This window comes from Pseudomonas sp. GW821-FHT01D09, from assembly GCF_059422465.1.
This window is the reverse complement of record NZ_JBWKWY010000018.1, coordinates 73888-94828: the sequence shown is the minus strand read 5'-3', so window position 1 is coordinate 94828 and position 20941 is coordinate 73888. Positions and strand designations below refer to the sequence as shown.

Sequence of the window (20941 nt, the reverse complement as noted above, 5' to 3'; positions counted from 1 at the left end):
TCCTCGAAGAAGGTTTCTCACAAGGCTAGATCCTCAGGTGTGAATGTCATCTTGAATGAACGATAGGGAGCGAAGTCGCTTGGTTTCATTCCCTGCATCTCGGTCAGGCGGCCAATATTCTTGACCGCTGCAACCGCCGAACTGTCGAACGAACCGTCGCCACTGGACTTGGCCACGCTGACCGAAGTCACCGTACCGTCCGGCAACATGCCGATCTGCAGCACGACTGTCATGCCTTTGCGTGCCGAAGGTGGACGTGTCCAGCCTTCTGCTGCGCGTGCGCGAATCAGATCGTCGAAACTGCCCGCGACTTCATCACCACGCTCATCGGCCAGGGCCTGCTGACGCTGCGGCGTGTCGGAAAGCAAATCTGCCAAGGCCTGGGCCTTTTTATCTTCGGCGGATTTGCGTGCTGCTTCCTGGGCCTTTTTCTTGGAGGCGTCGGCGGCAGCTTTCTTCTTCGCGTCGTCGGCGATTTTCTTCTTCGCCTCGTCTGCTTCGGCTTTTTTCTTGGCGTCTTCGGCGGCTTTCTTCTTCGCGTCTTCGACTATCTTTTTCTTGGCTTCTTCAGCGGCCTTTTTCTTGGCCTCTTCTTCAGCCGCTTTCTTGGCTTCTTCTTCAGATTTCTTCTTGGCTATATCAGCCAATTGTTTCTCTTCGGCTTTTTTCGCTTCGGCGGCTTTCTCGGCTTTCTTGGCTTCATCAGCCTTTTTCGCCTCATCGGCCTTCTTCGCTTCGTCAGCCTTTTTCGATTCTTCGGCCTTTTGAGCCGCCTCTTCTTTCTTTTGTTCCGCAGCAGCCTTCACCGCTTCCTGCTCGACCTTTTTCTGTTCCATCTGTTCGACTTCAGTCTGGCGCGCAGCCGACTTCTGGGCCTCACCCGCAATCTTCTGATTGGTCTGGGTGGTGGCCTGGCTTTTCGATTTCAGCTGATACAGGGTCGCCTGCACGATCGGCTTGGCTGGCGGCAGCTCCGGGGTCATGGCAAAGCTGACAAACAGCATGCCAAACACCAGAACGTGCAGGGCAATCGCCCAGACGCTAGGCCAGAAGAAGCTTTCCGAGGCGGACGGCTCTCGCTGTTGCTGCATCAGGGCGCCTCGGTAATCAAGCCAACATTACCGACCCCGGCCTTCTGCAGCCCGCCCATGGCGCCCATGACGGAGCCATAGTCGACCGACTTGTCACCGCGGATGAACACCTGGGTGTGCTTGCCGCCTTCATTGCCGGCGCGAATGATTTTGGTCACGGCGTCGGTCATCTGCGGCAAGGTCATGGCCTTGTCCTGTTGCTTCTGGGTGTCGACTTCGCTGCCAAGGTTCCAGTAATAGGTCTTGTCAGCCTTGATCGAGATGGTCAGGACCTGGGTGTTGTTGTCCTGCGGCAAGGCTTCGCTGGAAACCTTGGGCAGATCAACCTTCACACCCTGATTGAGCATCGGCGCGGTCACCATGAAGATCACCAGCAGCACCAGCATCACGTCGATGTAAGGCACGACGTTCATCTCGGCGACCGGCTTGCGCTTTTTGCGAGCTCGAGCGATTAAAGCCATTGGGAATTACCTGCTTATTCTTCGCTGGTGTGCACTTTACGGTGCAGGATCGCCTGGAATTCATCGGCGAAGGTGTAGTAACGGCCAATCAGGGTTTCGCTGGTGGCGGCGAAACGGTTGTAGGCGATTACTGCGGGGATTGCAGCGAACAGGCCGATGGCAGTGGCGATCAGCGCTTCGGCGATACCCGGGGCCACGGTGGCCAGGGTCGCTTGCTGGGCCGTTGCCAGGCCACGGAAGGAGTTCATGATGCCCCATACGGTACCGAACAGACCGATATACGGGCTGACCGAACCGACGGTGGCCAAAAATGGCAGGCTCTGCTCGAGTTTTTCTTCCTCGCGCGAGATCGCTACGCGCATGGCACGGGCCACGCCTTCCATGACCGCTTCCGGGTCAACGCCGGACTGCTGGCGCAGGCGGGAGAATTCCTTGAAACCGGCGCGGAAGATCTGCTCGACGCCCGAATCCGGGTCCGGGTTGCTGCCCGCCTGGCGATACAGCTTGGACAGGTCGATACCCGACCAGAAGCGCTCTTCAAAGCTCTCCAGGGCACGTCGACCGGCGCGCAGCAGGTTGCTACGCTGAAAAATCATGACCCATGAGGTAACCGATGCGGCTACCAGGGTCAGCATGACCAGTTGAACCACGACACTGGCATTGCTGACCAGGCTCCACATGGAGGAATGGTCGACGACGGTAGGTTCCACGCTAAATCTCCTGCTTTGATTGTTGACCCGCGCCGCTCACGTTGGCAAAGGCCGCACGTAGAGTTTCGGGAATGGCCCTGGGTTTCAAACTGTTGGTGCGCACACACGCCACCAGGAACTGCCCCTCGCAGAGCAGCGTTGCATCCGTTGCCCGCCTGACCTGCTGTTTAAAGCGCAGGCTGACACGGTTCAATTCGATTACTTCTGCGCTGACCAGCAATTCATCGTCCAGTCGCGCCGGCGCGTAGTAACGGGCCTCGCTGGAATGCACGACAAATAACAGGTCCTCCCCTGCCAGCTGGGATTGGGCAAAGCCCAGTTCCCGTAGCCGCTCGGTTCGAGCCCGCTCCATAAACTTTAGGTAATTGACGTAATACACGATGCCGCCCGCATCGGTGTCCTCGTAATAAACGCGACAGCGATGTGCGAACGACTGATCCCCGTTTTGCGCGCGCATACTCTAGTGCTTACTCCTCAGGTTGCCAATCCGGCCAGGCAACTGTTTTTCATTCTCAGCAGCATTTCTAACGAAAGAATGACGACGCCAGCCACTAGGACAGCACAAACGTCGAATAAATCGACCGCTCATGCCTTTAATCGTCCACTGCATCGAGGAATTCGTCTACCACAGGCATCTCCCCCAATCGTGACGGAATGTTTAACCCAAAGTGCAAATACGCATGGCGCGTGACCACACGCCCCCTCGGCGTACGCATGATGTAACCCTGTTGAATCAGGTACGGCTCCAGCACATCCTCGATGGTATGGCGCTCCTCACTGATCGCCGCCGCCAGGCTGTCCACACCCACCGGCCCGCCGTCGAACTTCTCGATCATGGTCAGCAGCAGGCGCCGGTCCTGGTGGTCGAAACCATGCTCATCAACATCCAGCAGGTTCAGCGCCAGGTCGGCCACGGCCTTGGTGATATGGCCCTTGGCCCGCACCTCGGCAAAATCGCGCACCCGGCGCAGCAAGCGGTTGGCGATCCGCGGCGTGCCCCGGGCCCGGCGGGCAATCTCGAAGGCGCCTTCCGGGTCCAGCGGCAGGCCAAGAATCCCTGCCGAACGGCTGACAATCGTCGCCAGATCGGCAGTGCTATAGAACTCTAGACGTTGAACAATGCCGAAACGGTCTCGCAACGGGTTGGTCAGCATGCCGGCACGGGTGGTGGCGCCGACCAGGGTGAAGGGCGGCAGGTCGAGCTTGATCGAGCGCGCCGCCGGGCCTTCGCCAATCATGATATCCAGCTGGAAATCCTCCATGGCCGGGTACAGCACTTCTTCGACGATGGGCGAAAGCCGATGGATTTCGTCGATAAACAGCACGTCATGGGGCTCAAGATTGGTCAACAGCGCGGCCAGGTCGCCCGGGCGTTCCAGCACCGGGCCGGAGGTGCTCTTGATCGACACCCCCATTTCCTGGGCGATGATATTGGCCAGGGTGGTCTTACCCAGCCCCGGCGGGCCGAAGATCAACGTGTGGTCCAGGGACTCGGCACGCCCGCGCGCCGCCTGGATGAACAGCTCCATCTGCTCGCGCACGGTGGGCTGGCCGATGTAGTCGGCAAGGCTCAGAGGGCGGATGGCCCGGTCCTGGACCTCTTCGCGGTCGCGAGGGCCGGTGGCCGCAATCAGACGATCAGCTTCAATCACTTAAATCATTCCCTTCAGGGCTCGGCGGATCATGTCTTCTGCGCTCAGGTTCTTGTCCTTGATGGCCGACACGGCCTTGCCGGCCTCCTGGGGCTTGTAGCCCAGGGAGATCAGCGCATTGACGGCATCGCTTTCGGCACTGGCGACCTGGGTCGCCGGCATATCCGGCTGGTTCGGCACCAGGGTAAACATGCTTGGCGCCACTTCCCAGGCCTTGAAGCGGTCCTTGAGTTCCACCAGCAGGCGCTCAGCAGTCTTTTTACCGACCCCCGGCACCTTGGTCAGCGCCGAGGTGTCCTGGGCCGAAACGGCACGTACCAGCTCGTCCACTTCCAGGCTCGACATCAAGGCCAGGGCCAGTTTCGGGCCTACGCCATTGAGGCGGATCAGCTCGCGGAAGAAGTCGCGGTCGCGCTTGCCGATGAAACCATAGAGTAGTTGCGCGTCTTCGCGCACCACCAGATGGGTGTGCAAGGTTATCGGCTCACCGACCGACGGTAGGCGGTACAGGGTGGTCATGGGCACTTCCAGCTCATACCCCAGCCCGTTTACATCCAGAATCAGGTGCGGCGGCTGTTTCTCAGCCAGGGTGCCGCGCAAGCGTCCAATCACGGTTCAGATCCTTAAAGCTTGAGGTCAGATTGAGGCCCGACCATAACGATTGCGCTGATGCTATCAGAGACGCAGGCGCCCGCCACGACTGCGTGCCGTGCCGAGGCCATGGGGCAGCAGGCTGGACCGGGTGTGCGCATGGCAAATGGCAATGGCCAGGGCGTCAGAAGCGTCGATCTGTGGCTTGGAGGTGAGCTTGAGCATATGCATGACCATCATCTGCACCTGCTCTTTATTGGCCGCGCCGGTGCCGACCACGGCCTGCTTGACCTGGGTCGCGGTGTATTCGGCGATTTCCATGCCCTCCTCCGCACCGGCGACAATCGCCGCGCCCCGGGCCTGGCCCAGCTTCAGGGCCGAGTCAGCGTTTTTGGCCATGAACACCTTTTCAATGCCCATGGTCACCGGCCCGTAGGTCTGGATCACTTCGCGCACGCCGCGGTAGACGATCTGCAAGCGCTCGGCCAGTTCCCCGGCGCCGGTACGGATACACCCCGAGGCGACGTAGATGCAGCCACGCGGGGTCTGCTGCACCACGCCAAAGCCGGTGATGCGCGAACCGGGGTCGATACCTAGGATTAAAGTCATAACGCCTGCAGATAGAGTGAACAAAAGCCAGCATAAAACATGCAGGGCGACATGAAATCCTGTGGGAGCTGTCTCGCCCGGCGAGGCTGCGATGGTATCGCCGCGGTACACCCGACACTGCGCGCTGCCTGCATCGCAGCCTCGCCGGGCGAGACAGCTCCCACATTGGATCGGTGTTGCGGTTAAGAAAGCTGTTCGGCGACAGATTCTGGAATGTCGGCGTTGGAGTAGACGTTCTGCACATCATCCAGGTCTTCAAGCATATCCAGCATCTTGAGCACCTTTTGCGCGCCATCCAGGTCCAGTTCGGCGCTGGTGGTCGGCAGCATGACGATTTCCGCGTCGGTGCCTTTGAAGCCAGCCGCTTCCAGGGCGTTACGCACCGCATAGAAGCCGGCGAACGAGGTGAACACGTCGATGGAGCCGTCTTCGTTGGTCACCACGTCGTCGGCATCCGCCTCCATCGCGGCTTCCATCAGGGCGTCTTCATCCGTGCCGGGTGCAAAGGTGATCTGGCCCTTGCGCTCGAACAGATAGGCCACCGAACCATCCGTCCCCAGGTTGCCGCCGCACTTGCTGAAGGCATGGCGCACGGCCGCTGCAGTACGGTTTCGGTTGTCGGTCATGCATTCGACCATCACCGCGACGCCGCCCGGGCCGTAACCTTCATAGGTCAGTTCGACCATGTCGTCGGTATCTGCCGCGCCGGCCCCACGGGCCACGGCGCGGTCGATGATATCGCGGCTCATGTTGGCGCCCAGGGCCTTGTCCAAGGCCAGGCGCAGGCGCGGGTTGGAGCCTGGATCACCGCCGCCCTGGCGGGCAGCGACGGTCAGTTCGCGAATCCACTTGGTGAAGATCTTGCCTTTCTTGGCATCCTGACGCTCTTTGCGGTGCTTGATGTTCGCCCACTTGGAATGGCCAGCCATAACACAACTCCGAAATTCTCTAGAAACCTTTCAATCCCGCCCCAGGCGGGATTTCCCTCTTTTAAACGCAAAGGCGCATCCGAAGATGCGCCTTTTTGACTGCGTACAACCTTATCGCGCTTTCACGCCGCAGCCTTACTCAGCCTTCGGCGCCTCGCGCAGGCGGATGTGCAGCTCGCGCAGCGCCTTGGCATCCACCACACCCGGAGCCTGGGTCATGACGTCCGCAGCACTCTGGGTTTTCGGGAAGGCAATCACTTCACGGATCGACTGGGCACCGGTCATCAGCATCACCAGGCGGTCAAGGCCGAAGGCCAGGCCACCGTGGGGTGGAGCGCCATATTTCAGGGCGTCGAGCAGGAAGCCGAACTTCTCTTCCTGTTCCGCTTCGTTGATGCCCAACAGGCGGAAGACCGACTGCTGCATCTCTTTGCGGTGGATACGGATCGAACCGCCACCCAGCTCAGTGCCGTTGAGCACCATGTCGTAGGCACGGGACAGAGCGCCCGCCGGGTTGGCTTCCAACTCTTGCGGCGTGCACTTGGGTGCGGTGAACGGGTGGTGCAGGGCGCTGAAGCTGCCGTCGTCGTTCTCTTCAAACATCGGGAAGTCGACGACCCACATCGGTGCCCACTTGCAGGTCAGCAGGTCGAGGTCGTGGCCCAGCTTGATCCGCAGCGCGCCCAGGGCTTCGCTGACGATCTTGGCCTTGTCGGCGCCGAAGAACACGATATCGCCATCGACTGCGCCAACGCGGTCGAGGATCACATTGAGCTTGTCTTCCGGGATGTTCTTGACGATAGGCGACTGCAGGCCTTCAGCACCCTTGGCGCGCTCGTTGACCTTGATGTACGCCAGGCCCTTGGCGCCGTAGATGCCGACGAACTTGGTGTAGTCGTCGATCTGCTTGCGCGGCATGCTCGCCCCGCCTGGCACACGCAGTGCGGCGATGCGGCATTTCGGGTCGTTGGCCGGGCCGCTGAACACCTTGAAGTCGACTTCCTTGAGCTGGTCGGCAACGTCGACCAGTTCCAGCGGGTTACGCAGGTCTGGCTTGTCGGAACCGTAGCGGCGCATGGCTTCTTCAAAGGTCATGTGCGGGAACTCGCCGAATTCCAGGCCCAGCACTTCCTTGAACAGGTTGCGGATCATTTCTTCGGTCAGGCCCATGATCTCTTTTTCATCGAGGAAGCTGGTCTCGATGTCGATCTGGGTGAATTCCGGCTGGCGGTCGGCGCGCAGGTCTTCGTCGCGGAAGCACTTGGCGATCTGGTAGTAACGGTCGAAGCCGGCGACCATCAGCAGTTGCTTGAACAGCTGCGGCGATTGCGGCAGGGCGAAGAAGCTACCGGCGTGGGTACGGCTTGGCACCAGGTAGTCACGGGCGCCTTCCGGCGTGGCCCGGGTCAGGATCGGCGTCTCGACGTCGAGGAAGCCGTTCTCGTCGAGGAAACGACGGATGCTGGTGGTCATGCGCGAACGCAGGCGCAGCTTTTCGGCCATTTCCGGGCGACGCAGGTCGAGGAAGCGATAACGCAGGCGGGTTTCTTCGCCAACGTCGGAGAACTCGTTGAGTGGGAACGGCGGGGTTTCCGACTCGTTCAGCACTTCCAGCTCGTAGCCCAGCACTTCGATCATGCCCGACGCCATGTTGGCGTTGGTGGCACCGGCCGGACGCAGGCGGACCTTGCCGGTGATTTTCACGACGTACTCGCTGCGCACGCGGTCGGCGGCAGCGAAGCTCTCGGCGCGATCCGGGTCGAATACCACCTGGGCCAGACCATCACGATCACGGATATCGAGGAAAATCACCCCGCCATGGTCGCGGCGACGGTGAACCCATCCGCAAAGGGTGATTTCCTGACCTTCCAGGGTCTCGTTCAGTTGGCCGCAATAGTGGCTGCGCATCATGGTAGTGGTTTCACTTCTCGTAATTCGAAATTCGGTGGAGTTCCTGCCCGGACACCGCACCTTTTAAGTCAGGCCACGGATAATGCAGGAGCTCGCGCGTAGAGTTCAACTCAGTCTGCTTTGTCGCCGCCCGCCAGGTTCTTCTTGGCGCCGGTCTTGAAGTCGGTCTCGTACCAGCCGCTACCGCTCAGGCGAAAGCCCGGCATGGACAACATCTTTTTCAGCTCGGGCGCCCGGCAAGCAGGGCAGTCGACCAACGGCGCGTCGCTGATCTTTTGAATGGCTTCCAACTGATGACCACAGGAAGCGCATTGGTAATCGTACATGGGCATGGAATATCTCGGCGATCACATCACTGCTGCGCCACGCCCCGTACCAGCCGGTATGCGCAGCAAAGGGCGAGATTATATCCGTTAAATCGAGGCTGTGCAGCCGTGGCAACGCGCAGCACACGCTATAGAAACACTCCGGCCCCTCTGATACAGGGTAACCCGGCTACATAACCCCAGCCTGATCTGCGGTGGATACCTGCCCTTTCAACGCATGAACCACACACACCACCCTGACCAGGCCGCTGAAATTCTTGACCCCGCCATAACGCAGGTGCACTTCGCGATCGACGTAAGACAGCAGCGCACTGACCGAACAGGTATTGATCCTGGCGATCTCGCCAAGGATATTCCAATACACTTCTTCAAGCCGCAGGCATGTTGAGAAACCATTCAACCGGACAGAACGCGATAATGGCCGGGCCAGCGCCATATCGAACCCTTTGACGAAGGGGTCGATCTTTATCTTGTAGACGCCGGAAGTTTCCAGCACACCTTTACCCATACTACGCGACATACACTTGACACTCCCTTGCCAAACGGCTCTTGAATAAACGGCTGTTATTGACCGTTGAGCCTATAAAACATCAAGCAGGCAAAGGCAGCCAGAAGACGGAGAGTCGCGGTTCGTAGGACAAGCCAACGTATGGATCAGGAAGCAACCAGGTGAAGCCAGTGGCGCCTGCCAGGCACCACTGGCCTGCGGTGCTTACTTGCTTTCGAGCAGCGCACGCAGCATCCAGGCGGTTTTTTCGTGAATCTGCATGCGCTGGGTCAGCAAGTCTGCGGTGGGCTCATCACTGACTTTATCGAGCAACGGGAAGATCCCGCGGGCCGTGCGGGTAACGGCTTCCTGGCCATCAACCAGTTGCTTGATCATGTTTTCAGCGCTGGGTACGCCTTCTTCTTCCTTGATCGAAGACAGACGGGCATAGATAGAGTAGGCACCCGGTGCAGGAAAGCCCAGGGCACGAATACGCTCGGCAATGGAGTCGACGGCCAGCGCCAGTTCGTTATATTGCTCTTCAAACATCAAGTGCAATGTACGAAATTGCGGCCCTGTAACGTTCCAATGAAAGTTATGGGTTTTCAGATAGAGTACATAGGTATCTGAAAGCAGCCGTGAAAGTCCGTCAACAATGGATTTACGATCTTCTTCGCTGATACCGATATCGATTGCCATGTTTATTCCCTTCAATTGTGATGAAAATTCATTGATCAGGCGCTTACCCACTCTAGCAAGAGTACCCGCCTTGCGCAGCCCTCGCGCCGCAGGAAGCCTGCGACAAATCGCCTCTTTGCATCACGCTTGATGCACGAGCGACAAGGCCCGGCGCCCTGAAAAAACCGCGCACCTGTCTAGGACAAGCGTTTGCCGCACAAATGCCATAATCTTCGCAACGCCTTGAAACGCTTGATTTGAGAAGGCACAGGCTTTGCTGTTAAATAGGCAGCGTGTCGCCGCCGCTATTTCCTGTGGTAAGCGGCATAGGCTGAAAATCGCGCACGTGCCCAACGCCTCCCATTGTTCAGAAGCGAACCGTGCCAGTCAGCTCTTCCTTGTGATCCGTCTTAACGTGAGTTAATTAAAATGTTGAAAATCGTCCACCTGCTAACGGGCGCTGCAGCGTTGCTGCTGTCCTTTATCCCTAGCCTGCAACCAGAAAGCCTGCCGTACCTGCAACAACACGACGCGCTGTACCTGGCTCTGTTCGGCCTTCTCAACCTGACGCTGGCGCCAGTGATTCCCTACTGGAACAAAGGCACACGCCATCAACTGCAAAACCTGGTCAGCGCATTGCTGGTACTGACCGTCGTCGTACAAACCCTCACCCTCCTGGCCCCCATGCCTGAAGTCGGCGGCCATCCAGCCATCCTGCTCAGCCTGGCCATTGCTGTTGTGGCTATCGTTCTTCACCTGGCCATCAGTTTCTACCGTGCATCGGCCCCGGCCACCTCGCAAAACTACGATATGACCAACCGGGATACCGGGACCGTCAAGTGGTTCAACACCTCCAAAGGCTTCGGCTTTATTTCCCGGGACTCGGGCGACGATATCTTCGTCCACTTCCGGGCCATTCGCGGCGAAGGCCATCGCGTCCTGGTGGAAGGCCAGCGCGTGGAGTTCTCCGTGATGAACCGTGACAAAGGCCTGCAAGCTGAAGACGTGATCGCCGCCCTGCCGCGTCGCTGACCCCAGACCAGGCTCCAAAAAAAACCGCGATGCAGTCGAGACTGCATCGCGGTTTTTTATCGCCTGGGGTTTATCCAGGCATCAGTAATGGGGCGGCGGCGCCTCTTCCTCGGAAGACTCGAACTGCCCGCCCATTTCTTCCTGGCGCTTGAGCAAGGCCGTTATCTGCAATTGCAGGCGCTCTACCGCCCGCTGCTGGGCGACCAGGATGTCATTGAGTGTCTCGATGGTGTCGTCCTGGAAAGCCAGGCGGCTCTCAAGGTCCGTCACGCGGTCTTGCAGGTCCATGGCTCAGTCCTGGGCAAAAGTGAAGTCGGGGGGCAACAACTGGCGCAGACGGGCACGGATCACCGCGACCTGAGCGTCGGTATAAGGCACTGCCGGGTGCCTGCCCCAGACTGGGGCAGGCCAGGCCGCATCGTCGCGCTTGCGCACAATCACGTGCATATGCAACTGGTTGACCACATTGCCCAGCGCGCCAATGTTCATTTTATCGGCATCGAACCCTGCATTGAGCAACTGCGCCAAGGTGGTGGTTTCGTGCCACAACCGGGACTGGTCACCGGCATCGAGCTGGAACACTTCGCTGATGCCCGCAATACGCGGCACCAGGATAAGCCACAGGTAGTTTGAATCGTTGGACAGCAGCAGCCGGCACAGGGGAAATTCCCCGATGGGCAAGGTGTCGTTTTGCAGACGTGGATCCAAGGCGAACACCGCAGTCACTCCGTTCGGCTAGTCAGTTTCAGGCGCCCAGCATACCTGCGAATGGCGGCTGCTTCACGGGGCAATCCGCTCGCCACCTGCGAGCAATCCCACTGCCGGGCACCGACGCACCAAAATGAGTCTTTTATGCCCCGCCTTGAGCAAGGACTATCCGCCGATTACTCACTTTCAAGGGTGAACCGGTAACATTTCTGACAGTCGCATCTTTTTATCCGTTCAAAATCCCGCACAACCACGCCCCAAAATTCCAAAAAAAACCACGCGAAACGCCCGTGGCCATGAGCCTTTCACAAATCCAGCACATTTTTCACGAAAAAATGACATCCGCCTGGCAGTTTGTGCACGCTTGTTGCATTCACTCCCATATCGTCGACAACCACACCTGCCAGGAAGGCAGTGTTTCACGATAAAAAGAACAGTGAGTCAATACGCAAATAAAAAGTTTTAAACTTTGAGGAGGGGTATTTCCTACCCTTTTCCAGGGTATTAAACACGGTATTGAAGTTGTCAGTCTGGTTACAAAAAGACTGTAGATTTGCGACATGGATCTAGCAATTTACGACAGCCTCGTAAAGAAGCAGAAAGGATAGATGTGCAAGTATCGCCAATTATTGCCAGCGTGCTATAAGTTTACGTTGTCACAAAAAAGAAAGAGCCGCCCAGACAAAAAAAATCAGGTGGGACGGCAGTACTCTTCCTAAAACCAAAGGAGCAAATCACGATGCGCGTGATGAAGTGGAGCATGATCGCCCTGGCTGTTTCAGCAGGCACCTCGCAGTTCGCAATGGCATCCGCTCAAGATGATGCCAAAGGCTTTGTTGAAGACAGCACCTTCAGCATCAACACTCGCCTGCTGAACTTCCGCCGGGACAACCGCAACAACGAAACCGGCCAAAGCTACAGCAATGAAACCGGCCTGGGCTTCAACGGCCTGTACCAATCGGGCTTCACCCAGGGCACCGTGGGTGTGGGTGTTGACGTGATTGGCCTGCTGGGCGTGAAGCTGGACAGTGGCAAAGGCCGTAATGGCACTGGCTTGTTCCCCGAAGGCTCGGACGGCCGCTCGCAGGATCAATACTCCAAGGGCGGCGGCGCCATCAAGTTCCGCCTCTCCAATACCGTGCTGAAAGTCGGTGACCAATACACCACCGCACCGGTGTTCGCGTCCGACGACAGTCGCTTGCTGCCGGAGCTGCCACAAGGTATCTCGCTCGTCAGCAACGAGATCAAGGACCTCAAGCTCGAAGCCGGTCACTTCACCTCCAGCGTTGCCCAGGCCCAGACCTTCAAGGACAGTATCCTCGACTTCCCTGAAACCTCCCGCGGCATCAAGCAAGCCAACTTCGTGGGTGGCACCTACGGTTGGACGCCTGAGTTCACCACCAGCCTCTACTACTCGAAAGTCGAAGACTACTGGCGCAAATACTACGCCAACGTCAACTGGACCCACGCCCTGGGCGCTGACCAGTCGGTGGCTGTCGACTTCAACATCTACGACACCAAGAGCGAGGGTGCCGGCCTGCAACGCGCCTACAAAGACGACGTTACCAAAATCGACAACCGTGCATTCAGCTTGCAGGGTGCCTACACCATCGGTGCGCACACCTTCACCCTGGCAGCGCAGAAAGTCACCGGTGATGGCGACTACGCCTACGGCATCGATGGCGGTGGCACCGTCTTCCTGGCCAACTCCGTCGCGCGTTCCGACTTCAACGCCGAAGGCGAGAAGTCGTTCAAGGCTCGCTACGACCTCGACATGGCCACCTTCGGTGTACCAGGCCTGAGCTTCCTGGCAGCTTACGTAACGGGTAGCGGTGCCAACATGGCCACCACCTCGAACGGTAAAGAGTGGGAACGCGACCTCGAAGCCAAGTACGTGATCCAGAGCGGCCCGGCCAAAGACCTGAGCCTGCGTATTCGCCAAGCGACTTATCGTTCGTCTGATGGCGTTTACTACGGTTCTTCGTCTATCGACGAACTGCGCCTGATCGCGCAATACCCGCTGAACATCTTGTAATCAACGATGCCCGAGGGCTTTGGCCCTTAATAAAAAAGCCGCTCACTTTTAATCCGTGAGCGGCTTTTTTATTGCACTTATATTTCTACCGACCAAATAACTAGCAAGCTAGCTATCGAGTTTATTATTGCGCTCAAACTTGACCCTTCAGCCAAGTTTGATCCTCGCTTCGCTTATTACTTGGCAGAGGCTTCCTGCATCACGCGAATAACGCGCTGCGGGAATGGGATATCAATCCCGGCCGCTTTCAAACGATCCCGCGCCAGTTCATTGAACATGAACAGCACGTCCCAATAATCCGCAGTCTTGGTCCATACCCGGAGGGAAACCGTGATGGAACTGTCGCCCAGGGTCGAAATCACGGCAACCGGCTCAGGGTCTGCCAGAACCCGTGGGTCCTTGGCCAGCTCCAGCAACACGGCGCGAGCCTTTTGCAGGTCGGCTTCGTAGTCGACCCCCACGTCAAATATCACCTTGCGGGTCGGCTGGCGATTGGTGTTGGTGATAATGCCGTTGGACAAGATGCCGTTAGGCACGATGACCGTCTTGTTATCGCCGGTACGGATCACCGTGTGGAAGATCTGGATGCTATCGACGGTGCCCGAGGTGCCCTGGGCTTCGATCCAGTCACCGATACGGAATGGCCGGAACAGCAGGATCAGCACACCGCCAGCAAAGTTGGCCAGGCTGCCTTGCAACGCCAGGCCGATGGCCAGGGTCGCGGCACCAATTGCGGCAACGAACGAGGTGGTTTCAACGCCGATCATCGAGGCTACGCTGACAATCAGCATCACCTTGAGCACGATGTTCGCAAGGCTGGTCACAAAGCCCTGCAATGCCAGGTCGGCATTGCGCAGAGCCAGCAGGCGCCCTACCTTGTGAGTCAGTTTGTTGATCAGCCACCAGCCAATGGCCAGGGTCAGCACCGCCAGCAATACCCGGCTGCCGTATTCCATGATCATGGGGACCCAGGCTTGGGAAGCCTTGATCAATTGATCCACTTCAGCGTTCAAGTCCATCTAGATTCTCTCTGTTTACCGAACTGCAATAAAGGTCGCCACAGCAATTGAGCCCCGAAGGGCTCAATCGTTTCTGCAGAGGCTGGGGCGTGGGACGTCGAAAACCCCTACGGGTTCCCCAAAACCGGATCAGTCGCGAAAGTTATTGAACTGCAGCGGCATATCGAAGGTCTTGGCGCGCAGGGCGGCAATCGCGTCCTGCAAGTCATCGCGCTTCTTGCCGGTGATACGCACCTGCTCGCCCTGGATCGCGGCCTGGACCTTGAGCTTGGCATCCTTGACGTGGGCCACGATTTTCTTCGCCAGCTCCTTGTCGATACCTTCCTTGAGCACGGCTTCCTGTTTCATCAACTTGCCCGAAGCATAGGCATCCTTGACTTCAAGGCACTGCACATCGATCTTGCGCTTGACCAGGGCCAGCTTGAGGATCTCGATCATCGCTTCGAGCTGGAAGTCGGCTTCAGCGGTCAGGTTGACCGTCAGTTCCTTTTCCTTGAACTCGAAGCTGCCCTTGCCTTTCAAGTCATAACGACGGTCCAGCTCCTTGACGGCGTTCTCGACGGCGTTGGTGACTTCGTGCTTGTCCAGTTCAGATACCACGTCGAACGACGGCATGTAGTTTCTCCAATAAAAAAGGGGCGCGGCTCAGTAGAGATGGAGCGCGCCTGGCTTGCGGGTAAAATGCCGGGGCATTATAACGACTCTTTACCCCGAGCTGCTTGGCTCACCCAAAGGCCGACGGAGCAAAATTGATGTCCACCACCTGGCATATCCTCGGCGCAGGCAGTCTCGGCACATTATGGGCCACACGCCTGGCCCGCGCCGGCCTGCCCGTCACGCTGATCCTGCGGGATCAGGCGCGCCTGGCCAGCTACCGGGCCTCTCCCGGGCTGACCCTGATCGAGCAGGGGCATGCCCAGGTTTATCCGGTGATTGCACAAACATCCGACAGCCCCGAGCCAATTGATCGCCTGCTGGTCGCGTGTAAAGCCTACGACGCACCTGGCGCCGTCGCACAACTGGCCCGACGCCTGACACCCAACGCCGAGCTGATCCTGCTGCAGAACGGCCTGGGCAGCCAGGATGCAGTTGCCGCCCAACTACCCCAGGCGCGCTGTATCTTCGCCTCCAGCACCGAGGGTGCATTTCGCCAGGGCGATGGCAGCGTGGTCTTCGCCGGCCATGGTTTTACCTGGCTGGGTGACGCCACCCATCCCACGGCGCCGCTGTGGCTGGACGACTTGCACGCTGCCGGCATTGCGCACCAGTGGAGCACCGACATCCTCACGCGCCTCTGGCGAAAACTGGCCCTCAACTGTGCAATCAATCCACTGACCGTGCTCTATCAATGCCGCAATGGCGGGCTGCAGGCGCATCAATGCGAGGTGGCAACCCTGTGTGCCGAACTCGCCGAACTGCTGGCATGCTGCGGCCAGCCTGCGGCGGCCGAGGACCTTCAGGCTGAAGTGGAGCGGGTGATCCAGGCGACGGCAGCCAATTTCTCGTCGATGTATCAGGATGTGGCCAATGGGCGGCGCACCGAGATCAGCTATCTGCTCGGCCATGCCTGCCAGGCGGCCTTGCGCCATCGCCTGAGCCTGCCACACCTGCAACAACTGCATGTGCGCCTGGCCGGCGACCTGGACGCACGCGGATTGCCCAGCGACTGAGGCACGCGCTACCCTGCCCACTTGATCCTTGCCTGCGAACAACCTGATGCCACTGCGCCAGCGTCTCGAAAATCTCCCCGTTGGGCAGAAACTGCTGGCGGCCCTGCTGGTACTGCTGACCACCGTGCTGCTGGTGGCCAACCTGACCTTTATCAGCGCCGCCTACTGGATCTCCCAGGAAAGCATGGCCCCCCAGGCGTTGCAGGCCATTGGCCGGCTGGTTTCCAACCCGGCCCTCGCCGCGCAAGCCCTGGACTCTCCTGCCGAGGCCGACGCCCTGCTCAATGAGCTGACCAGCTATTCGCCACTACGGGCCGCAGCCCTGTACGACGCGCAAGGCAATCGCCTGGCGCAGCTACAACAGGGTGACCGCCTGCAACTGCCGACGCACTATCGCGATATCGAAGCCTGGCGGGTCACCGAGTTTCGCAGTAACCAAGTCATCACCCTGCCCCGCCCCGGCTTGCCCTCGGGGCATCTGCTGCTGGTGGCCAGCAGCGAACTGCCGGTTGCCTTCTACACCGGCACCCTGACCGCCAGCCTGGGTATCCTGATTTTCAGCATCCTGCTGTGGATGGTCATTGCCCGGCAAATCAAGCGCCTGATTACCCGCCCCATCCACGAGTTGGAAGAGTTGTCGCGCCAGGTGACCCGCGAAGAGAACTACGCCCTGCGGGCCAGTCGCGGCAACCATGACGAAATCGGCAGCCTGGCCGAAGCGTTCAATACCATGCTGTCGCGCATCGAAGCCCGGGAGCAGCAGCTCAAGCGCGCACGGGACGATTCCCAGGCCGCCTATGACCAGGCCCAGGGCCTGGCCGAAGAAACCCGGCATACCAACCGCAAGTTGGAGCTGGAAGTGCAGGTGCGCAGCAAGATCGAGAAAAAACTCACCGGTTTCCAGAATTATCTCAACAGCATCATCGACTCCATGCCCTCCGCCCTGATCGCCCTGGATGAGCAGCTCTACGTCACACAATGGAACCAGGAAGCCAGCGCCCTGTCGGGCACACGCCTGGACGAAGCGCTGAACCAGCCGATCTTCCTTGCCTTTGAACCGCTCAAGCCCTACCTGCCCCAGCTCAAGGCTGCGGTGGAACAACACACCGTGGAACGCATCGAGCGCGTCACCTGGATCAAGGACGACGAACCCAAGCACTATGCCCTGACCTTTTACCCGCTGATGGGCGGCGCCGGGCGCGGGGTGGTGATCCGTATCGATGACATCACCCAGCGCCTGTCCCTTGAAGAGATGATGGTGCAATCGGAGAAGATGCTGTCCGTTGGCGGGCTGGCGGCGGGCATGGCCCACGAGATCAACAACCCCCTGGGGGCGATCCTGCATAACGTACAGAACATTCGCCGGCGCCTGTCGGCAGAACTGCCGAAAAACCTGGAGCACGCCGAGCAGGTGGGCGTGGAACTGGAAACGGTCAACCGCTACCTGCAAAGCCGTGAAGTGCCACAACTGCTTGACGGCATCCAGCAAGCCGGGGCCCGCGCGGCAAAAATCGTCACCCATATGCTCAGTTTCAGCCGCCGCAGCAACCGCCAGATGGCACCGTGCGATCTGCCGGCGCTGATCGACCAGGCCGTGGAGATTGCCGGCAACGACTTCGACCTGGCCATCGGTTTCGACTTCAAGGGCCAGGCGATCACTCGCCAGTTCGACCCGTTGCTGGGCCCGGTCCCAGGCACCGCCAACGAGTTGGAACAGGTACTGCTCAACCTGCTGAAAAACGCCGCCCAGGCCATCCACCTGCGCGAAGACGACAGCGAGCCGGGGCGCATCATCCTGCGCACCCGGCTCAACCCGCCCTGGGCCGAGATCCAGGTGGAGGACAATGGCATCGGCATGAGTGAGAACGTGCGCAAACGCACGTTCGAGCCCTTCTTCACCACCAAGGAGATCGGCCAGGGCACGGGGCTGGGCCTGTCGGTCTCGTACTTCATCATCACCAACAATCACAAGGGCCAGATGGAGGTTCACTCCACCCTGGGCCAGGGCACCTGCTTTACCTTGCGCCTGCCGTTGGCCGGCAGCCAGCTTGCCCCCACGAACTGACTCAACTGGAGCACTGACCATGGGCTTTCGCCTGTCGAAAATTTACACCCGTACCGGCGACAAAGGCGAAACCGGCCTGGGTGACGGTCGCCGCGTGCCCAAGGATCACCCCCGGGTGGAGGCGATCGGTGAAGTGGACAGCCTCAACAGCCAACTGGGCCTGCTGCTGGCCGGGCTTGAGGAGCAAAGTGGCCAGCATCCAGCCCTGAAGGATGTGATCGAGGTACTGACACCCTGCCAGCATCGACTGTTTGACCTGGGGGGTGAGTTGGCGATGCCGGTCTACAAGGCACTTAATGCGGGCGAGGTGGACCGCTTGGAAGCCGCGATTGATCGCTGGAATGAAGAAGTCGGGCCATTGGAAAACTTCATCCTGCCCGGCGGTTCAGCGCTGATTGCCCAGGCCCATGTATGCCGCAGCCTGGCCCGCAGCGCCGAGCGGCGTTGCCAGCAATTGAATGCGCTGGAACCGTTGGAGGGGGTGGGGTTGGCGTATATCAATCGGTTATCGGACTTGCTGTTTGTGGCAGCGAGGGTGATTGCCCGGCGGCAGGGGGTTGCGGAGATTTTGTGGCAGGCGGCGGCCAAGCCGCACTGAGATTCTGCGGGGTTTTGTATTGCCTGATGGGACCTCATCGCGGGCAAGCCCGCTCCCACATTTTGATGTGTGAATACATTCCAATGTGGGAGCTGGCTTGCCTGCGATGGGGCCAGCACTGACGACTCACACCTCAGGCCAGAACGCCCGAATTCCCGCAACACCCTGCGCCCCGCTCTCCCAGGCCTTCTGCCGCTCGTCAGGCCCAACCCCACCCAACAGGAACACCGGCTTGCTGAAGCCCTTGATCAACTGCGCCGCCTGCTCCCAACCCAAGGGTTGCGCATCGGGATGAGTCTGGGTCGGCTGCACCGGCGACAGGGTGACAAAATCCACATCCATCAATTCGGCCAGTGCCAGTTCCTCAGCATTGTGGCAAGACGCCGCCAACCAGCGGTCCTTGGGCAGCGGCCGGCCCTTGCTGGCGTACTTGCGCAGTTGCGCCGAGGTCATGTGCCAGCCCGCTGCTGGGAAGTCACCGAGCCATTCAAACGGCCCCTTGAGCATCAATTGCGCCTTGCCAGCACACAGGCCCACGGCGTCCACCGCCAGGTCGCGGTACTTGGGGTCGTAGCCATTGGGCGCGCGCAGCTGGATCAGCTTGATGCCACCGGCAATGGCTTTCTGGATACCACGCAACAGCACCGGGGTTTCCAGTTCGCCCGGGGTAATCAGGTAGCCGGCGGGCAAACGCGCAGCCGCAACGATGGGCGCGTTGGCCGCTGGAAATTCGTAGTTCTGCAAGTCCCGTGGCGCGACCCATTCCAGGGGCTGCCCTTCCGCGCCATGGGGCTCGCCGGTAAACGCCGAGACCTCCCAGACATCCAACAGCACCTGCTTGTCCGGGTAATCATGCTGGACCTGGATCAACGGCCGCGCCGTGATGACCTGGATGCCCAACTCCTCTTGCAGCTCTCGCCCCAGTGCAGTGACAACCGACTCATCGGCCTCCACTTTGCCACCGGGAAACTCCCAGAGGCCGCCCTGGTGCTGGGTATCTGCACGACGCGCCAGCAGAATCCGGCCATCGGTACCGCGAATGACTGCGGCTGCTACATGAACTCGTTTCACGGTATTACGTCCTCTAAGCCGGCGCCTGCCGGGGCATTGCCAATGCCCCGGGCAGGTATCAAGTACGGTATTCGGCGTTGATCTTCACGTATTCGTGGGACAGGTCGGTGGTCCAGATGGTTTCGCTGCACTCACCACGGCCCAGCTCAATACGGATGGTGATTTCCTCCTGCTGCATCACCGCCGAGCCCTGGGCTTCGGTGTAGGTCTCGGCACGGGCGCCACGGCTGGCGATGCACACATCGCCGAGGAACACGTCGATCTTGCTCACATCCAGGTTCGGCACGCCGGCACGGCCAACCGCCGCGAGGATCCGGCCCCAGTTCGGGTCGGACGCAAACAATGCGGTCTTGATCAGTGGCGAGTGGGCCACGGTGTAGCCGACGTCCAGGCATTCCTGGTGATTGCCGCCGCCGTTGACTTGCACGGTGACGAACTTGGTCGCGCCTTCGCCATCGCGCACGATGGCCTGGGCCACCTCCATGCACACTTCAAATACCGCCTGCTTCAACGCTGCGAACAGCGGGCCGTTGGACGAGGTGATTTGCGGCAGGTCGGCTTTACCGGTGGCAATCAACATGCAGCAGTCGTTGGTCGAGGTATCACCGTCGATAGTGATGCGGTTGAACGATTTGTTGGCGCCATCGAGCATCAGGTTTTGCAGCACGTCACGGGAGACATTGGCGTCGGTGGCGATGTAGCCGAGCATGGTCGCCATGTTCGGACGGATCATGCCCGCGCCCTTGCTGATGCCGGTCACGGTCACGGTCACGCCGTCATGCACGAACTGACGGCTGGCGCCCTTGGGCAAGGTGTCGGTGGTCATGATCCCGGTGGCCGCGGCCGCCCAGTTATCCACCGACAGGTCGTCCAGCGCGGCTTGCAGGGCGCCTTCGATTTTTTCCACGGGCAACGGCTCGCCGATCACCCCGGTGGAGTACGGCAGCACCTGGCTGGCATCCACACCGGTCAACTCCGCCAGCTTGGCACAAGTGCGCGCGGCAGCGGCCAGGCCAGGCTCGCCGGTGCCGGCGTTGGCATTACCGGTATTGGTCAGCAGGTAACGCACCGGGCCTTCGACCCGTTGCTTGGCGAGGATCACGGGCGCGGCGCAAAACGCGTTCAGGGTGAACACACCCGCGATGGTCGAGCCTTCGGCACAGCGCATCACTACCACGTCCTTGCGCCCGGGACGCTTGATACCGGCCGAAGCGATACCGAGTTCAAAACCGGCAACCGGGTGCAACGTGGGCAAAGGACCAAGACCAACAGCCATGAATGCGCTCCTTAACGATGTG

General features: G+C 59.6%; 23 protein-coding genes. 5 read left to right on the top strand and 18 right to left on the bottom strand.

Going from position 1 to position 20941, the window contains the following annotated elements; all coding sequences use genetic code 11:
- Window positions 1-17: 17 nt before the first annotated feature.
- The 12 genes from tolA to AC07W7_RS17040 form a co-directional block, all read right to left on the bottom strand.
- Window positions 18-1091, bottom strand: coding sequence for a cell envelope integrity protein TolA (tolA, locus tag AC07W7_RS17095; RefSeq protein ID WP_076961913.1), 1074 nt, complete (start codon window positions 1089-1091; stop codon window positions 18-20).
- Window positions 1091-1543 carry a protein TolR gene (gene tolR, locus AC07W7_RS17090; RefSeq protein ID WP_162473200.1) on the bottom strand — a complete coding sequence of 151 codons (453 nt, stop codon included), beginning with the start codon at window positions 1541-1543 and terminating at the stop codon, window positions 1091-1093. The genes tolA and tolR overlap by 1 nt, the downstream gene beginning before the upstream one ends.
- Before the next feature lie 23 nt (window positions 1544-1566).
- Window positions 1567-2262: a protein TolQ gene (gene tolQ, locus AC07W7_RS17085; protein WP_029300305.1), complete on the bottom strand. Its 696-nt coding sequence runs from the start codon at window positions 2260-2262 to the stop codon at window positions 1567-1569.
- Window position 2263: 1 nt separating this feature from the next.
- On the bottom strand, window positions 2264-2719 hold the full coding sequence (gene ybgC, locus AC07W7_RS17080) for a tol-pal system-associated acyl-CoA thioesterase (RefSeq protein WP_057441374.1): 456 nt from the start codon (window positions 2717-2719) through the stop codon (window positions 2264-2266).
- Between the two features lie 136 nt (window positions 2720-2855).
- Window positions 2856-3914 carry a Holliday junction branch migration DNA helicase RuvB gene (gene ruvB, locus AC07W7_RS17075; RefSeq protein WP_029300308.1) on the bottom strand — a complete coding sequence of 353 codons (1059 nt, stop codon included), beginning with the start codon at window positions 3912-3914 and terminating at the stop codon, window positions 2856-2858.
- The gene (gene ruvA, locus AC07W7_RS17070) at window positions 3915-4526 is read right to left on the bottom strand and encodes a Holliday junction branch migration protein RuvA (protein WP_495039745.1); all 612 of its coding nucleotides are present in this window, start codon (window positions 4524-4526) and stop codon (window positions 3915-3917) included.
- A 63-nt stretch (window positions 4527-4589) separates the two neighbouring features.
- Complete coding sequence (ruvC, locus tag AC07W7_RS17065; RefSeq protein ID WP_005790910.1) at window positions 4590-5114, bottom strand: crossover junction endodeoxyribonuclease RuvC; 525 nt, start codon at window positions 5112-5114, stop codon at window positions 4590-4592.
- 182 nt (window positions 5115-5296) lie between these two features.
- Window positions 5297-6043, bottom strand: a complete 747-nt coding sequence (locus AC07W7_RS17060) for a YebC/PmpR family DNA-binding transcriptional regulator (protein ID WP_076961910.1) — start codon at window positions 6041-6043, stop codon at window positions 5297-5299.
- Window positions 6044-6178: 135 nt separating this feature from the next.
- Window positions 6179-7954, bottom strand: coding sequence for an aspartate--tRNA ligase (gene aspS, locus AC07W7_RS17055; protein ID WP_076961909.1), 1776 nt, complete (start codon window positions 7952-7954; stop codon window positions 6179-6181).
- A 110-nt stretch (window positions 7955-8064) separates the two neighbouring features.
- Window positions 8065-8286 (bottom strand): FmdB family zinc ribbon protein, encoded by a 222-nt coding sequence (locus AC07W7_RS17050; protein ID WP_029300317.1) that lies wholly within the window; start codon window positions 8284-8286, stop codon window positions 8065-8067.
- Window positions 8287-8449: 163 nt separating this feature from the next.
- Window positions 8450-8800 carry a ribbon-helix-helix domain-containing protein gene (locus AC07W7_RS17045; protein ID WP_076961908.1) on the bottom strand — a complete coding sequence of 117 codons (351 nt, stop codon included), beginning with the start codon at window positions 8798-8800 and terminating at the stop codon, window positions 8450-8452.
- 192 nt (window positions 8801-8992) lie between these two features.
- Entirely contained in the window at window positions 8993-9466 is a 474-nt protein-coding gene (locus tag AC07W7_RS17040) for a Dps family protein (protein WP_076961907.1), read from the bottom strand.
- A 408-nt stretch (window positions 9467-9874) separates the two neighbouring features.
- Between AC07W7_RS17040 and AC07W7_RS17035 the strand changes: the two genes are divergently transcribed.
- Complete coding sequence (locus AC07W7_RS17035) at window positions 9875-10477, top strand: cold-shock protein (protein WP_076961906.1); 603 nt, start codon at window positions 9875-9877, stop codon at window positions 10475-10477.
- An 81-nt stretch (window positions 10478-10558) separates the two neighbouring features.
- Here AC07W7_RS17035 and AC07W7_RS17030 read toward each other — a convergent pair whose 3' ends face one another.
- Window positions 10559-10765 (bottom strand): SlyX family protein, encoded by a 207-nt coding sequence (locus AC07W7_RS17030; RefSeq protein ID WP_076961905.1) that lies wholly within the window; start codon window positions 10763-10765, stop codon window positions 10559-10561.
- A gap of 3 nt (window positions 10766-10768) precedes the next feature.
- Complete coding sequence (locus AC07W7_RS17025) at window positions 10769-11194, bottom strand: HIT domain-containing protein (RefSeq protein ID WP_099168833.1); 426 nt, start codon at window positions 11192-11194, stop codon at window positions 10769-10771.
- A 730-nt stretch (window positions 11195-11924) separates the two neighbouring features.
- Here AC07W7_RS17025 and AC07W7_RS17020 point away from each other — a divergent pair.
- Window positions 11925-13220 (top strand): OprD family porin, encoded by a 1296-nt coding sequence (locus tag AC07W7_RS17020; RefSeq protein ID WP_076961903.1) that lies wholly within the window; start codon window positions 11925-11927, stop codon window positions 13218-13220.
- A gap of 176 nt (window positions 13221-13396) precedes the next feature.
- On the opposite strand, the gene AC07W7_RS17015 is transcribed toward AC07W7_RS17020, so the two are convergent.
- Both AC07W7_RS17015 and AC07W7_RS17010 read right to left on the bottom strand, forming a co-directional pair.
- Window positions 13397-14239: a mechanosensitive ion channel family protein gene (locus AC07W7_RS17015; RefSeq protein WP_076961902.1), complete on the bottom strand. Its 843-nt coding sequence runs from the start codon at window positions 14237-14239 to the stop codon at window positions 13397-13399.
- Between the two features lie 129 nt (window positions 14240-14368).
- Window positions 14369-14854, bottom strand: coding sequence for a YajQ family cyclic di-GMP-binding protein (locus tag AC07W7_RS17010; RefSeq protein WP_057440144.1), 486 nt, complete (start codon window positions 14852-14854; stop codon window positions 14369-14371).
- 137 nt (window positions 14855-14991) lie between these two features.
- On the opposite strand from AC07W7_RS17010, the gene AC07W7_RS17005 reads away from it, so the two are divergent.
- The 3 genes from AC07W7_RS17005 to AC07W7_RS16995 are packed head-to-tail and all read left to right on the top strand — an operon-like array spanning window position 14992 to window position 18572.
- Window positions 14992-15909, top strand: coding sequence for a putative 2-dehydropantoate 2-reductase (locus tag AC07W7_RS17005; protein WP_169864513.1), 918 nt, complete (start codon window positions 14992-14994; stop codon window positions 15907-15909).
- A gap of 46 nt (window positions 15910-15955) precedes the next feature.
- Window positions 15956-17974, top strand: a complete 2019-nt coding sequence (locus AC07W7_RS17000) for a sensor histidine kinase (protein WP_495039744.1) — start codon at window positions 15956-15958, stop codon at window positions 17972-17974.
- A gap of 19 nt (window positions 17975-17993) precedes the next feature.
- The gene (locus tag AC07W7_RS16995; protein WP_032862480.1) at window positions 17994-18572 is read left to right on the top strand and encodes a cob(I)yrinic acid a,c-diamide adenosyltransferase; all 579 of its coding nucleotides are present in this window, start codon (window positions 17994-17996) and stop codon (window positions 18570-18572) included.
- Window positions 18573-18698: 126 nt separating this feature from the next.
- Here AC07W7_RS16995 and AC07W7_RS16990 read toward each other — a convergent pair whose 3' ends face one another.
- Window positions 18699-19643 carry a Nudix family hydrolase gene (locus AC07W7_RS16990; protein ID WP_495039743.1) on the bottom strand — a complete coding sequence of 315 codons (945 nt, stop codon included), beginning with the start codon at window positions 19641-19643 and terminating at the stop codon, window positions 18699-18701.
- 58 nt (window positions 19644-19701) lie between these two features.
- A complete protein-coding gene (gene argJ, locus AC07W7_RS16985; protein WP_495039742.1) occupies window positions 19702-20919 on the bottom strand; it encodes a bifunctional glutamate N-acetyltransferase/amino-acid acetyltransferase ArgJ in 1218 nt (405 codons plus the stop codon).
- Window positions 20920-20941: the final 22 nt, after the last annotated feature.

Coding starts and splice junctions, on each gene's coding strand:
- tolA (WP_076961913.1), bottom strand. CDS start 1,091: ATGCAGCAACAGCGAGAGCCGTCCGCCTCGGAAAGCTTCTTCTGGCCT.
- ybgC (WP_057441374.1), bottom strand. CDS start 2,719: ATGCGCGCGCAAAACGGGGATCAGTCGTTCGCACATCGCTGTCGCGTT.
- ruvC (WP_005790910.1), bottom strand. CDS start 5,114: ATGACTTTAATCCTAGGTATCGACCCCGGTTCGCGCATCACCGGCTTT.
- AC07W7_RS17060 (WP_076961910.1), bottom strand. CDS start 6,043: ATGGCTGGCCATTCCAAGTGGGCGAACATCAAGCACCGCAAAGAGCGT.
- aspS (WP_076961909.1), bottom strand. CDS start 7,954: ATGATGCGCAGCCACTATTGCGGCCAACTGAACGAGACCCTGGAAGGT.
- AC07W7_RS17050 (WP_029300317.1), bottom strand. CDS start 8,286: ATGCCCATGTACGATTACCAATGCGCTTCCTGTGGTCATCAGTTGGAA.
- AC07W7_RS17045 (WP_076961908.1), bottom strand. CDS start 8,800: ATGTCGCGTAGTATGGGTAAAGGTGTGCTGGAAACTTCCGGCGTCTAC.
- AC07W7_RS17040 (WP_076961907.1), bottom strand. CDS start 9,466: ATGGCAATCGATATCGGTATCAGCGAAGAAGATCGTAAATCCATTGTT.
- AC07W7_RS17035 (WP_076961906.1), top strand. CDS start 9,875: ATGTTGAAAATCGTCCACCTGCTAACGGGCGCTGCAGCGTTGCTGCTG.
- AC07W7_RS17030 (WP_076961905.1), bottom strand. CDS start 10,765: ATGGACCTGCAAGACCGCGTGACGGACCTTGAGAGCCGCCTGGCTTTC.
- AC07W7_RS17020 (WP_076961903.1), top strand. CDS start 11,925: ATGCGCGTGATGAAGTGGAGCATGATCGCCCTGGCTGTTTCAGCAGGC.
- AC07W7_RS17015 (WP_076961902.1), bottom strand. CDS start 14,239: ATGGACTTGAACGCTGAAGTGGATCAATTGATCAAGGCTTCCCAAGCC.
- AC07W7_RS17010 (WP_057440144.1), bottom strand. CDS start 14,854: ATGCCGTCGTTCGACGTGGTATCTGAACTGGACAAGCACGAAGTCACC.
- AC07W7_RS17005 (WP_169864513.1), top strand. CDS start 14,992: ATGTCCACCACCTGGCATATCCTCGGCGCAGGCAGTCTCGGCACATTA.
- AC07W7_RS17000 (WP_495039744.1), top strand. CDS start 15,956: ATGCCACTGCGCCAGCGTCTCGAAAATCTCCCCGTTGGGCAGAAACTG.
- AC07W7_RS16995 (WP_032862480.1), top strand. CDS start 17,994: ATGGGCTTTCGCCTGTCGAAAATTTACACCCGTACCGGCGACAAAGGC.
- argJ (WP_495039742.1), bottom strand. CDS start 20,919: ATGGCTGTTGGTCTTGGTCCTTTGCCCACGTTGCACCCGGTTGCCGGT.